Consider the following 13,981-nt stretch of genomic DNA (forward strand, 5'->3'; position numbering starts at 1 on the left):
AGAAAACGCATGCAATGGGAAGTCGTCATCGGGCTGGAGATTCACACCCAGCTCACCACCCAATCGAAGATTTTCTCCGGTAGCGCCACCACGTTTGGCTCCGAGCCCAACACCCAGGCCAGCCTCGTTGACCTGGGCATGCCCGGCACGCTGCCGGTGTTGAACAAGGAAGCCGTGCAAATGGCGGTCAAGTTCGGCCTGGCGATCGATGCCGAAATCGGTCAGCACAACGTGTTCGCCCGCAAGAACTACTTCTACCCGGACCTGCCGAAGGGCTATCAGATCAGCCAGATGGAATTGCCGATTGTCGGCAAGGGTCACCTGGACATTACCCTTGAAGACGGCACCATCAAGCGCATCGGCGTCACCCGCGCCCACCTTGAGGAAGACGCCGGCAAGAGCCTGCACGAAGACTACAGCGGCATGACCGGTATCGACCTGAACCGCGCCGGCACGCCACTGCTGGAAATCGTATCCGAACCGGACATGCGTTCGGCCAAAGAAGCGGTCGCCTACGTCAAGGCGATGCACGCGCTGGTCCGTTACCTGGGCATTTGCGACGGCAACATGGCCGAAGGCTCGCTGCGTTGTGACTGCAACGTCTCGATTCGCCCGAAAGGCCAGGTCGAGTTCGGCACCCGCTGCGAGATCAAGAACGTCAACTCGTTCCGTTTCATCGAGAAAGCGATCAACAGCGAGATTCAACGTCAGATCGACCTGATCGAAGACGGTGGCAAGGTCATCCAGCAAACACGCCTGTACGACCCGAACACCAATGAAACCCGCGCCATGCGCAGCAAGGAAGAAGCCAACGACTACCGTTACTTCCCTGATCCTGACCTGCTGCCGGTGATCATCGAGGACGCGTTCCTGGAGAAGACCCGCGCCCTGTTGCCGGAACTGCCACCGCAGAAACGCGAGCGCTTCCAGTCGCAGTTCGGCCTGTCGCTGTACGACGCCAGCGTGCTGGCTTCCAGCCGCGAACAGGCGGATTACTTCGAGAAGGTGGTTGGCATTGCGGGCGACGCCAAACTGGCCGCCAACTGGGTCATGGTCGAACTGGGTTCGTTGCTGAACAAGCAAGGCGTGGAAATCGACGAGTCACCGGTCAGCGCCGAGCAACTGGGCGGCATGCTGCAACGCATCACCGACAACACCATTTCCGGCAAGATCGCCAAAATGGTCTTCGAGGCGATGGCCAATGGTGAAGGCAGCGCCGATGAGATCATCGAAAAACGCGGTCTGAAACAGGTGATCGACAGCGGCGCCATCGAGTCGATTCTGGACGACATGCTGGCGGCCAACGCCGAGCAGGTCGAACAGTACCGCGCCGCCGATGAAGCCAAACGCGGCAAGATGTTCGGCTTCTTCGTCGGGCAGGCCATGAAAGCGTCCAAAGGCAAGGCCAACCCGGGGCAGGTCAACGAACTGTTGAAGCGCAAGCTGGAAGGTTGATGCAGTCAGCATCGGTCTGAACTGTAGGAGCGTGGCTTGTCCCGCGATCTGGCGCAAAGCGGCAGCAGATCAGCAAATGCATAGGGTCCTGATGTACCGCATTTACCGATTTGACGACGGCTTCGCAGCCGATCGCGGGACAAGCCTCGCTCCTACAGGTCATATGCAAAATTTCCTAAGGACTGTGACCCATGTGGCGACTTCTCGGCGCTTGCGCCCTGTTCTCTCTGCTGGCCGGTTGCGCCAGCGAAGGCATCATTGATCCACACGGCTACAACGCAACAGGTGGCGCTTCTTATTACGGCGCCCGACATCAAGGCAAGCGCACCGCCAGCGGTGAGCGCTTCGACCAGAACGCTCTGACGGCTGCGCATCGCCAACTGCCGTTCGGCACCCGCGTACAAGTCACCAACCTGGACAATGACCGCAAGGTCGTGGTCCGCATCAACGACCGTGGTCCACACACTCGCGGCCGGCTCATCGACGTATCACGTGCAGCCGCCGAACAATTGGGTATGCTGCGCAGCGGAACCGCCCAAGTCCGGGTGCAAGCCCTCGACGACTGACCCTGACCGAAAGGTGCCCTGAATTCTTTCCTTCTCTACCCTTCCGTTGCCCACGCTGATCGAACTGATCGGCGGGCTGCTGATGATGATCATCGGTGCCGAACTGTCGGTGCGTGCCGCCGTGGTGCTGGCCGCCCTGCTCAAAACACGCCCGTTATTCCTCGGTCTGACCGTGGTCGCGCTGGGCAGCAGCGCGCCGCAAATGGCGGTCGGCCTGCAAGCGGCGCTGACCGACAGCACGGACATTGCCGTGGGCAGCGTGATCGGCAGCAACATCTTCAACATCCTTGTCACGCTCGGCCTGTCTGCGTTGATCATTCCCCTGCGGGTGGCGCGGCAGATGGTCAGGGTCGACCTGCCCTTGATGATCGGCGCCACGGCATTGGTCGCCGCGCTGGCGTGGAACGGCGTCCTGAGCGGTCTGGACGGCGTGATTCTGCTGATTGCAATGGCCGGTTACCTGGCGGTCGTGATCCGCCAGTTCGCCCACGGTGCACGGCATTTCGAAGCGACGGACGCCGTACCAAGGCGCAAGGTGTGGCCGATCCTGGGCAGGCTGGCGCTGATGGCGTGTGGTCTGGCGCTGCTGATTCTGGGCAGCCATCTGCTGGTCGGCGCGGCCGTGGTGGTCGCTCAGGACCTTGGCTTGTCGGAACGGGTGATCGGCCTGACCGTGATCGCAGTCGCGACCTCCCTGCCCGCCTTGATGACCTCGCTGGTCGCCGCGCTGCGCGGGGAGCGGGACATTGCGGTCGGTAACATCATTGGCAGCAACCTGTTTAACCTGCTGGGCGTGCTCGGTATCACGTCGCTGATTGCCTCCGGGCCCCTGTCGATTTCACCCAATGCGCTGGATTTCGACTTGCCGGTGATGCTGGGTGTCGCGGTGTTATGCCTGCCGCTGTTCTATTCGGGTTATCGCATCACCCGGCTGGAAGGATTGCTGCTGTTGGGACTGTATGCGGTGTACGGCCTGCATATCGTCTCCTTCACCACGGGCATGCCCCTGGCGGGACGGCTGGAGCGCTTGATGATTCATTACGCGCTGCCGGTGTTGGGCATTGCCGTGCTGATCGGCACCGTCAGGGCGTGGCGCAGGCAGCACTGAGGAACAGGACCTTGCAGGGGCGCTAAATCCAGCCGCCCCACTGCAGAATGAAAATCCCGATATTGGTGGTTACCGCTGCGGCGAGGGTGGTTATCACGATGATCGAGGCCGCCAGTTCGTGATTGCCTTGCGCCGCGCGCGCCATGACGAAGCTCGCCGAGGCGGTCGGGGCGCCGAAGTACAGGAACAGAATTCCCAGCTCCGCGTGCCGGAAGCCCAGCAGCCAAGCGCCAATCGTGCAGATCAGCGGCAGCCAGACCATCTTCATCAAGCTCGCGCTGACCGCCAGCCCACCGCTTTCGCGCAGCGATTTCAACGACAGCGTGCCGCCGATGCACATCAGGGCCAGCGGCAATGTCATTTGTGCCAGGTAGCTGCCGGAGGTGTCGAGCCATTTCGGCAAGCCGATGCCGAAGTACGCGAACGGCGTCGCCGCGACGATGCTGATAATCAACGGGTTGGCCAAGACGCTTTTGCAGATGCTCCACGGGTCCGACTTGATCACCGGGCTGTAGACCGCCAGCACCACCGTGGAAAGCGTGTTGTAGAACAGGATCACCAGCGCCGCGAGAATCGCGCCCAAGGAAATGCCGTAGTCGCCGTACATGCTCGCGGCAAGCGCAAGCCCGATCACGCCGTTGTTGCCGCGGAACGCGCCCTGAACGTAAATCCCGCGCTCCACGAACGGCACGCGATAAATCGCCCAGCCCCAGACGAGGGCAAAGCCCGCCAGGGTCGCGACGATGAAGTAGATCAGCACGCTCGGTTGCAGGGCCGCGTGCAGGTCCGCGTGGATGATGCCGAGGAACAGCAGCGCCGGCATTGTGCAGTTGAACACCAGCGCGGACGCGGTGTGAATGAAGCTGTCGTTGATCCAGCCAACGCGTTTAAGCACCACGCCCAGAAACAGCATGGCGAACACCGGCGCCGTGATGTTCAGGGTTTCCAGAAAGATTGCCAGCATGCACGCCAAACCCTGAGCCGTCGTTAGGTGCCTAATGATAGGCCAGCGGGCCGGAGAGTGTTACCGGGAATTGCGCAGTGATCGTACAACCGCAGTCATTGAAGGCGACCCGCTTCTCTGTGGGAGCGAATTCATTCGCGATGCGGTGGTACACGCAACACAGATGTGGCACATGCACGGGCCAATCGCGAATGAATTCGCTCCCACAGGATTACGCGGTGTCATTCATTCGGTTTTTGATCAAACCTGAGCAGGCGCCAGCTTCTTCTCAAACACCGAAACCCCATCCAGATCACGCAGGGTCACAGTCATCTCGCCGCTTTGCCCGTCGATATTCACCTCGCCAAAAAACTGGAAACCGGCAAACGGTGAGGTGTTCTGCGCAGGCGGGGCTTTCTGAAACACCAGCTCGGGGCCGAAGGTCTTGTCCAGCGTGTTCGGGCCGTAGCTGCCGGCGTTCAATGGCCCGGCGACGAATTCCCAGAACGGGTCGAAATCCTGGAACACCGCTTGATCTGGGTGGTAGTGATGCGCAGCGCAGTAATGCACGTCGGCAGTCAACCACACCGTGTCGCGAATTTTTTGCTGGCGCAGAAAACCGAGCAGCTCGGCGACTTCCAGCTCACGCCCCTTTGGCGCGCCGTTGTCGGTATTGGCGATCGCTTCCCAGCGCATGACGCCGGGGCTGATTTCGCCATCCGGCACACCCAGACCGATGGGCATGTCGGCTGCGATCACTTTCCACTGCGCGCCGGACGCCTGCAGTTCGCGCTTGAGCCAGTCCAGTTGCTCGCGGCCAAGAAATGCCGTGGTCGGCCCGGGCTTGTCGGCCAGGTTGGCGTCGTTGCCGTCGCGGTAACTGCGCATGTCGAGCACGAACACGTCCAGCATCGGAGGACCGTAACTGAGCTTGCGATACACCCGTCCGCCGTTGTCGGCACTTTGCAGACGCATCGGCGCGTACTCCAGAAACGCCTGACGCCCGCGCGAGGCCAGCAGCTGGATGTCCTTCACCTTGTAGCGGTCATCCAGCTGCTTGCTCGGCGACCAGTTATTGCTCACTTCGTGGTCGTCCCACTGCCAGATCTGCGGGACTTCGGCGTTGAACCGACGCAGGTTTTCGTCCATCAGGTTGTAGCGGTAGGCGCCGCGGTATTCATCGAGGGTTTCAGCGACCTTGCTCTTCTCCTCGGTGGTGATGTTGCGCCAGATGCGCCCGCCCTCGGTGACGACTTCAGCAGGCACCGGACCGTCGGCGTAAATGGTGTCGCCGCTGTGAATGAAGAAGTCCGGCAGACGCAGGCGCATGGCTTCGTAGATGCGCATGCCACCGATGTCCGGGTTGATGCCGAAGCCTTGGCCGACGGTGTCGCCGCTCCAGACGAAACGGATGTCGCGGCGGGCCTGAGGCACGCTGCGCAGATGGCCGAACCAGGGCTCGCTGGCCACGCCGGTCTGGGCGTCTTCGAAGAACACGCGATAGAAAATGGCCTGGTCGGTCGGCAGCCCGGTCAGTTCGACGCGGGCGGTGAAATCAGTACGCTGGTCAGCCAGCAACGAAACCGTGCGGCGCGGGTTGGTGAACATGCTGCGGGTGTCCCACTCGACGACCATGCGCGAGGGGCGATCACTGCGGCTCCAGACCATCGCGCGATCCCCCTGCAGGTCGCCTGACTGCACGCCGTCGGTCATTTTCGGACGGTCCTTGACCGAAGCGATGACGGCGGGCGCCAGACCCGGCAAAAGCAAGCCGGCGCCAGCGGCTTGAATGATGCGACGGCGTGTCAGGTCGAACTGAGTCATTATTTGCCCCTCAAGCGAATGCCAAAGCAAGGAACCTAACAATGGTTTGTTGGGGGAATGTGACAGGCCAGCAGCCTAAGGCCAGTGCAGAACCTGTGGGTGCGAATTCATTCGCGATGCGGTGGTACATCCGACAGATGACGTGGCGTATGTACGGCTCCATCGCGAATGAATCCGCTCCCACAGCGGATAGCGCTCAGGAGGGGAAGATTTGAACGACCATCAAGCGCCCGCAGGCACCGCGTCCAGCTCCACCGCTTCCGGCCGCTTCAACACCGCGTACAACACGCCCGTCACCACGCTCCCCACGATGATCGCCAGCAGGTACAGCAAGGCATGGTTGATCGCGTTCGGGATCAGCAATACGAACAAGCCGCCGTGCGGCGCCATGAGTTTGCAGCCGAAGAACATCGACAGCGCGCCGGTCAGGGCGCCGCCGACGATGCTCGCCGGAATCACCCGCAGCGGGTCCTTCGCGGCAAATGGGATCGCGCCTTCGGAGATGAAGCACAGACCCAATACAAACGCGGCCTTCCCTGCTTCACGCTCGCTCTGGGCGAACTTGCTGCGGGCGATGACGCTGGCGATGCCCATGCCGATTGGCGGTACCATGCCGGCAGCCATCGCGGCGGCCATCGGCGCATAACTCTGCGACGCCAACAAACCGACCGAGAACGCGTACGACGCCTTGTTGATCGGGCCGCCCAGGTCGACGCACATCATGGCGCCCAGCAACACACCCAGCAGAATCGCGTTGGTGGTGCCCATGCTGTCAAGGAAGTGGGTCAGGCCTTCGAGCATGCCTGCGACGGGTTTTCCGACCACGTAGATCATCACCAGACCGGTGAACAGGCTCGCCAGCAGCGGAATGATCAGGATCGGCTTGAGCGCCTCGACACTGGCCGGCAGCCTAGCATAACGGTTGATCGCCGCCGCACTGTAGCCCGCCAGAAAGCCCGCGATAATGCCGCCAATGAACCCCGCACCCAGGGTGCTGGCCAGCAGGCCGCCGATCATGCCCGGCGCAAGGCCCGGCCGATCCGCGATGGAGTAAGCGATGTAACCCGCCAGCAGCGGCACCATCAGCTTAAATGCGGCATCTCCGCCGATCTGCATCAGCGCAGCGGCCAGCGTGCCTTGTTCCTTGAAGGCAGTGATGCCGAACACGAACGACAGCGCGATCAGCAAACCACCGGCCACCACCATCGGCAGCATGAACGACACACCGGTCAGCAGGTGCTTGTAGACGCCGGTTTTATCCTTCTTGCCTGGCGCCTTCGACGTCGTGGCGGCCGACTCGACCTCAGCCTCGGCCAGCGCTTTTTTCAACGTCGCCTCGGACTGCTTCAGCGCAATGCCGGTGCCGCAGCGATAGATACGTTTGCCCACGAAACGCTCGGTCGCCACCTCTATGTCAGCAGCCAGCAACACCACGTCCGCGTCGGCAATCGCCTGAGCGCTGAGCGGGTTACGCGCGCCGACCGAACCCTGGGTTTCCACCTGCAGGTCATAGCCCAGTTTTTTCGCTGCCTGTTGTATCGCCTCGGCGGCCATGAACGTGTGCGCCACACCCGTAGGGCAGGCGGTCACGGCCACCAGACGCGGCACCGCATTGACAGCAGGCGCCGCAGGTTCAGCGTTTACGCTGGCGGTGTAGATCGACGCCAGGTCACTGGCCGAACGTACAAAGCCGTCAACATCCTGCAACGCACGGGAAGGCGTCGCTTGATACAAACGCTTGCCCGAGAAACGCTGCAAATCCAGCGGACCGGTGTTGACCACCAGCACCCAGTCTGCCGCTTCGATGTCAGCGGCCGACAATTGTTTTTCCGGATGACGCGGGTCGTGCACTTCAACGCACGTGCTCCAGCCCTGACGCTGCGCAGCCGCGTCGAGCAGACGGGCACTGAGCACACTGCTGATTTTTCCGTTCGGACAGGCCGTAACAATGGCTAACTTCATCCCGTTTCCTCTCTTCTTGTTCGATTCGGCGTTATGCAGTCAGTGCGCGTACGCTGACGCCGCTTGCCAGCCGTTTGAGTTGCGCGGTGTCGTTAATACCGAAACCGATCTGGGTGACTGCCATCGCCGCAATCGCCGTTGCCGTGCGCAACGTTTCTTCGGGCGAGTGGCCACTGAGCACACCGTGAACCATGCCCGCCAGCAACGAATCGCCTGCACCCACGGTGCTCGCGACCGTGACAGTCGGCGGCAACGCCTGCAAGGCAACCGTGGAACTGAACCAATGCACGCCCTCCGCGCCTTGAGAAATCACCACGTGCTCGATACCGCGTTGATGCAACGCCGCTGCCGCCTGGGCTTGGGCCGCGATCGAGATGATCGGCGCGTCGAGCGCGTCGGCCAGTTCCTCAGTGTTGGGCTTGATCATCCAGGGCGACGCCTCAAGACCGGCCCGCAACGCTTCGCCACTGGTGTCCAGCGCCACTTTCAGGCCCATCGCATTCAGGCGCAGAAGCAAGGTTTTCAGCCACTGGGCATCGACGCCGCGCGGCAGGCTGCCCGCCACCACCACGGCATCGAAATCACCAGCGATCTGTTCGACACGTGCGGCCAGCGCTTGCTGCGCCGCCACACTGACCTCAGGCCCCGGGCCGTTGAGGTCGGTGATTCGGCCGCTGCTTTCGGCCAGTTTGATGTTGCTGCGCGTCTCGCCGGGCACCCGCACGAACTCGTCGACAAAACCTCGCTTGGCGAACAGCGACTCGAACGGCAACTGATTGTCGACCCCGAGAAACCCCGCCACAGTCAATTCATGCCCCAGATCGTCGAGGACCTGCGCCACGTTGATGCCTTTACCCGCCGCATGAGTGAGCATGCACTCGCTGCGGTTGACCTGTCCGACCTGCAACGGCCCCAACTGCACAGTCAGGTCGAGCGCCGGGTTCATGGTCAATGTCAGAATTTTCGCCATTACAGCCCCTCCACGAGGGCACGCACTTCAGCGGCACTCCCCACAGCCAGCGCGGCCTGCGCGAGCTGTCGGGCACCGATCACATTCAATTCACGTACGCAGGCTTTCACTTCGCCAACACTGCGTGCCGCGACACTCAATTCATCCACACCCAGACCGACCAGCACCGGCACCGCCAGCGGATCCGCCGCCAGCTCGCCGCACACCCCGACCCATTTGCCATGGGCATGGGCCGCACGCACGGTGATGTCGATCAGTTGCAGCACCGCAGGGTGCAAACCGTCGGCCTGAGCGGACAACGTCGGATGGCCACGGTCGATGGCCAGGGTGTATTGCGTCAGGTCGTTGGTGCCGACGCTGAAGAAGTCCACTTCCTTGGCCAGCACCGGCGCCAGAAGGGCGGCCGACGGCACTTCGATCATGATCCCCAGTTGCAGGTCGGCCACCGGAATCTCCAGACGCAGCCGCTCAGTCATGTCCCGCGCCTGACGCCACTCTTCGACGGTGCCGACCATCGGGAACATGATGCGCAGCGGACGGTTGTCGGCCGCGCGCAGCAAAGCGCGCAACTGGCTTTCCATCACATCGGGGCGTTGCAGCGTCAGGCGAATGCCGCGCACGCCGAGAAAAGGGTTTTCTTCCTTGTCGATCGGCCAGTACGGCAGCGGTTTGTCACCACCGACGTCCAGGGTGCGAACCACCAGCGGACGCCCCTGGAGGTCGTCGAGCACGCGGCGGTATTCGGCTTCTTGCGTCGCTTCATCGGGCGCGGCACTGTGCGCCATGAAGAGCAACTCGGTGCGCAACAGACCAATGCCCTCGGCGCCCTGCTCCACCGCCGCGGGTGTACCGGCGCTGTCACCAATGTTGGCGAACACTTCGACCGGATGGCCATCCTTGGTGATGGCCGGTTCCATGCGCAAGGCTGCAGCGGCTTTCAGTCGTTGCTCGCGGGTGTCGCGGTCCAGCAGCGCGCGTTGCAGCGTCAGGTCATCCGGCGCCACGTCGAGACGGCCGCGCTGGCCATCGATCAGCAGCAGCGTGCCCGGCTTGATGAGCAACACGCCATCGCCTGCACCGACCAGCGCAGGAATGCCCAGCGCTCGGGCAACGATGGCGCTATGCGCCGTCGCCCCGCCGCGTGCAGTCAGAATGCCAGCGACGCGGGCCGGGTCCAGACGTGCCACATCGGACGGACCGACTTCGTCCATCACCAGAATGTAAGGCTCTTCTGGCTCGATCAGGTTGTCGACACCGCAGATCTGCGCCAACACGCGGCGGCCCACATCGCGAAGGTCGGCGGCACGTTCGGCCAGCAGCGCGTCCTTGAGCTGTTCCTGTTGCAAGGCGGCGGCTTCAATCACGTTCATCCACGCGGCGGCCGCGCTCTCGCCTTGCTTCAAACGCAACGCCACGTCGTCAACCAGTTCGGGGTCGGCAAGCATTTCCTGATGGGTGACGAAAATCTCGCGAATGGCCTTGGCCGTACTGCGCTGGATCAGCCCCTCGATGTCTTCCCGCACTTGCGCCAATGCCGCGTGCAGGCGTTCGTGCTCGGCGGTGTGAGACTCGCCACGCAATGGGTAATCGAACATGGGCAACACGTGCACATGGGCAGGGCCGGAGGCGATCCCCGGCGCGGCGGGCACCGCTTGTATCTGTGAACCGGCAGCCGGTGCCGTGAGGGATTTTTCCAGCACGGCGGCGACAGGCGTCGGCGCGGTTTCGGTGGGCAGCGGCTCGATCTCTTCACCCAGGCCTTCGAGCACGGCGGCGATCAGTGCGGGCAACGCATCAGCGGCCACGACGGGTTCTGCGATGAACTCAAGCACTTGTCCACGGCGCACGCCCAGGCTCAGCAGTTTGCTCAGGCTTTTGGCCGACACCGGGTTCTCGGTGGAATCGACAATGCGCACCCGCACATCGCCCTCGAAGCCCTTCGCCAACTGCGCGAGGATCTTGGCCGGCCGTGCGTGCAAGCCATGAGCATTGGCCAGCGCCACACGCTCGCTCGGCCAGTCCGGCGGCACATCACCGCCCAGTGCCTGAAGCACGGCACGGCTGCTGGTCGCCTGGCCCAATTCATGGCCTCGCCCTTCGATCAACAGCGCACAGAGCCGCTCCAGCAACGCTTGATGGGATTCACCCAGGCTGGCCAGGCAGAACAAGCCGGTCAGGGGCTGGCCCAGATGACGCATCGGTTTGTCCGGGGTGACGAACGCCAGGCCGGGTCTGTTGACCATCTGTTCGCTGTGCAGCCACCAGAGGCCCTCGCCCAGCGGCAGCGGCTCGACCTGTTGCAGCACTGCGGCAAAGCCGTTGTTCACACAGTCCGCGCGACGCAACAGGCGCGCGCCTCGCCAGACCAGTTCTTCAAAATCATCCACCGAGGCGCCCAGGCTGATCATCTGCGCGTCCAGCGCAAGCGCTTGCGGCGCCCCTTGCAGCAGCTTGAGCAGCGCCTCGGGATTCTTCGCCTGACGCAAAGCTTCGCCGAGGTCGGTTTCACCCAGCGCGCGTGTCAGCAGTTGAAGCAAACGCAGGTGCTCGTCGGACTTGGCGGCGATGCCAATGGCCAGGTAGACCATCTGGCCATCGCCCCAATCCACACCCTGCGGGAATTGCATCAGACGCACGCCAGTGGCGAACACCTGATCGCGGGTCTGCGGCGTGCCGTGAGGAATCGCAATGCCCTGCCCCAGGAAGGTCGAGCCCTGCTGTTCGCGCGCCTGCAAACCTTGCAGGTAACCCGGCGCTACCAAGCCATCGGCCACCAGCAAGTCAGCGAGCAACTGCAATGCGGCGGGTTTGTCGGCCGCCACCTGGTCCATGGAAATTTGCTCAACAGTCAGCTCGAGCATGCCTTTCTCCTGTGCAGCGCACGGTTGCGCCTGATTTTTGTTGTAAGACCGCTTATCTACGGTCGATTACCGCAACGAACGCCAGACTTCGACCAGCGTTTTTGCTCGATTACAGCAATAAACAGGCTTGCTGAATCGTTTAATCTAGATGGGCGGGCACGTTACTCGATAATCTCTGCGGATTGAAGCTCATCTGGTCGATTGCTGTAGGAAGGGTCCTAAAAAACCTCGGAGCTTCATTCATGCCAATGGTCTGCTGTAATGATGACCGCGAATCGGTGAAAATCCTCCGCGCATCGATCCACCTCAATGACCTGCCCATAACAAAAGGAAGTTCGGCTTGAAACTCAGTGATATTGCGCGTCTGGCCGGTGTTTCAGTGACCACCGCCAGCTACGTGATCAACGGCAAGGCCGAACAGCAGCGCATCAGCAATGCAACGGTGGAGCGCGTCCGTGCCGTGGTCGAAGCCCATGATTTCCGGCCCAATCCACAGGCCGCCGGCTTACGCAGCCGTCACACCCGCACGTTGGGTTTCATCCTTCCCGATCTGGAAAACCCCAGCTACGCCAGAATTGCCAAGCAACTGGAACAAGGTGCCCGGGCACGAGGCTACCAGTTGCTGATCGCCAGTTCCGACGACGATCCCATCAGCGAATTGCAATTGTTGCAATTATTCCGCGCCCGACGTTGCGACGCGCTGTTTGTCGCCAGTTGCCTGCCCGCCAGCGATGACAGTTATCGCGCGCTGCAACAGCAAGGGATTCCCGTGATCGCCATCGACCGCGAGATGGACCCGGCGCATTTCTGCTCGGTGGTCAGCGACGACCACGACGCCAGCCAGCAATTGACCCGCAGCCTGCTGGAAACCCGGCCAAAACACATCGCACTGATTGGCGCCCGCCCTGAACTTAGCGTCAGTAAAGCCCGCGCCAGCGGTTTCGAAGATGCGCTGGATGGCTTCAAGGGCTCGGTGATCGTTGAACACGGCGAATCCTTCAGTCGCGACTGTGGCCTGCAGATCGCCGGTGAAATGCTGGATCGCCTCGGATATTTTCCGGATGCGCTGATCACCACGTCCTATGTGCTGCTTCAGGGCGTGTTCGACCTGCTGCATCAACGCCGCCTAAACCCCGATCAACTCCATCTGGGTACGTTCGGCGACACTCAACTGCTGGACTTCCTGCCCTTGCCGGTCAACGCCATGGCTCAGCAACACCAGTTGATCGCCGAGAAAGCCTTGTCGCTGGCGCTGTCTGCCATTGAGCAGGACCAGTACGAGCCGGGCGTCCACGCCATCGTGCGGACCTTCAAACAGCGGATTCACGAGGCCTGAACGTGAGGCTGATCGACACCCACACGCACCTGGATTTCGACGATTTCGATGCCGATCGCCAGGCAGTGCTCACTCACTGCCTGCAATTGGGCGTCGAGCGCGTGGTCGTATTGGGTGTCTATCAGCGCAATCTGCAACGCGTGTGGGATCTGGCGTTGAGTGAACCTCAGGTCTACGCCGCGCTGGGGCTGCACCCGATCTACCTCGACGAGCATCTCCCGGAACATCTGCAGGACCTGCGCGACCGGCTGGCCGCCGTGGCCGGCCATCCAAAGCTCGCCGCGGTGGGAGAAATCGGACTGGATTACTACGTCGAGTCCCTGGACCGCGAACGCCAGCAAACCATGTTCGACAGTCAGTTGCAGATGGCCGCCGACTTCAACCTTCCCGCCCTGCTTCACGTGCGTCGCAGCCACGCCGACACGATTGCCACCCTAAAGCGCTTCAAACTCAAACGCGGCGGCATCGTTCATGCGTTTGCCGGAAGCCGTGAAGAGGCGAAGGAGTACATCAAGCTGGGTTTCAAACTGGGCTTGGGCGGTGCTGCGACCTGGCCACAAGCGCTGCGCATGCACCGGGTCATCGCCGAGTTGCCGCTCGACAGCGTGGTGCTGGAAACCGACTCACCCGACATGGCGCCCGCGATGCATCCACAGGTGCGTAACAGCCCCGAGCATTTGCCGGACATTTGCATGGCGCTGGCGACGTTGATGAGTGTCTGTGCCCAGCGGCTGGCCGAGGTCAGCACCTTGAATGCCAAAGAGGTGTTTGGCTGGCAGTAATACTACGGTTTGAACGTCCACGCCCGTTAGTTGGCCGTTCCACCCTCTCCGTAAGAAAAACCTTACTCCCACAGCAGACAGTGAGTACGTTTTAGGCATCTCCACGCCGCTGTCACGCCCTCTCATCCACGCCTTGAATAGCGTCTTTTCCCACCAAGGCGTTGCCAGAGAGGC

10 protein-coding genes are annotated in these 13,981 nt (G+C 62.0%); 5 read left to right on the forward strand and 5 right to left on the reverse strand.

What is annotated here, in order from left to right; all coding sequences use genetic code 11:
• Window positions 1-9 precede the first annotated feature (9 nt).
• From gatB to AB4N84_RS05435, 3 genes are all read left to right on the forward strand, one after another.
• A complete protein-coding gene (gatB, locus tag AB4N84_RS05425) occupies window positions 10-1,455 on the forward strand; it encodes an Asp-tRNA(Asn)/Glu-tRNA(Gln) amidotransferase subunit GatB (protein WP_460045503.1) in 1,446 nt (481 codons plus the stop codon).
• A 191-nt stretch (window positions 1,456-1,646) separates the two neighbouring features.
• Window positions 1,647-2,021, forward strand: coding sequence for a septal ring lytic transglycosylase RlpA family protein (locus tag AB4N84_RS05430; RefSeq protein WP_074756005.1), 375 nt, complete (start codon window positions 1,647-1,649; stop codon window positions 2,019-2,021).
• Window positions 2,022-2,076: 55 nt separating this feature from the next.
• Window positions 2,077-3,129 carry a calcium/sodium antiporter gene (locus AB4N84_RS05435; RefSeq protein WP_074756157.1) on the forward strand — a complete coding sequence of 351 codons (1,053 nt, stop codon included), beginning with the start codon at window positions 2,077-2,079 and terminating at the stop codon, window positions 3,127-3,129.
• A 22-nt stretch (window positions 3,130-3,151) separates the two neighbouring features.
• Here AB4N84_RS05435 and AB4N84_RS05440 read toward each other — a convergent pair whose 3' ends face one another.
• The 5 genes from AB4N84_RS05440 to ptsP all read right to left on the reverse strand — a co-directional run bounded on the left by AB4N84_RS05440 (window position 3,152) and on the right by ptsP (window position 11,689).
• On the reverse strand, window positions 3,152-4,093 hold the full coding sequence (locus AB4N84_RS05440; protein WP_460045504.1) for an AEC family transporter: 942 nt from the start codon (window positions 4,091-4,093) through the stop codon (window positions 3,152-3,154).
• Between the two features lie 240 nt (window positions 4,094-4,333).
• The gene (locus AB4N84_RS05445; protein ID WP_460045505.1) at window positions 4,334-5,896 is read right to left on the reverse strand and encodes an alkaline phosphatase D family protein; all 1,563 of its coding nucleotides are present in this window, start codon (window positions 5,894-5,896) and stop codon (window positions 4,334-4,336) included.
• A 222-nt stretch (window positions 5,897-6,118) separates the two neighbouring features.
• Window positions 6,119-7,858, reverse strand: a complete 1,740-nt coding sequence (locus AB4N84_RS05450) for a PTS fructose-like transporter subunit IIB (protein WP_460045506.1) — start codon at window positions 7,856-7,858, stop codon at window positions 6,119-6,121.
• A 31-nt stretch (window positions 7,859-7,889) separates the two neighbouring features.
• Window positions 7,890-8,828 (reverse strand): 1-phosphofructokinase, encoded by a 939-nt coding sequence (gene pfkB / locus AB4N84_RS05455; RefSeq protein WP_460045507.1) that lies wholly within the window; start codon window positions 8,826-8,828, stop codon window positions 7,890-7,892.
• Entirely contained in the window at window positions 8,828-11,689 is a 2,862-nt protein-coding gene (gene ptsP / locus AB4N84_RS05460; RefSeq protein ID WP_460045508.1) for a phosphoenolpyruvate--protein phosphotransferase, read from the reverse strand. The genes pfkB and ptsP overlap by 1 nt, the downstream gene beginning before the upstream one ends.
• Window positions 11,690-12,029: 340 nt before the next feature.
• On the opposite strand from ptsP, the gene cra reads away from it, so the two are divergent.
• Complete coding sequence (gene cra / locus AB4N84_RS05465) at window positions 12,030-13,025, forward strand: catabolite repressor/activator (RefSeq protein ID WP_074756017.1); 996 nt, start codon at window positions 12,030-12,032, stop codon at window positions 13,023-13,025.
• The gene (locus AB4N84_RS05470; protein WP_460046941.1) at window positions 13,022-13,807 is read left to right on the forward strand and encodes a TatD family hydrolase; all 786 of its coding nucleotides are present in this window, start codon (window positions 13,022-13,024) and stop codon (window positions 13,805-13,807) included. Before cra ends, AB4N84_RS05470 begins: the two co-directional genes overlap by 4 nt.
• Window positions 13,808-13,981: the final 174 nt, after the last annotated feature.

It is taken from the genome of Pseudomonas sp. S2_H01, from assembly GCF_054668305.1.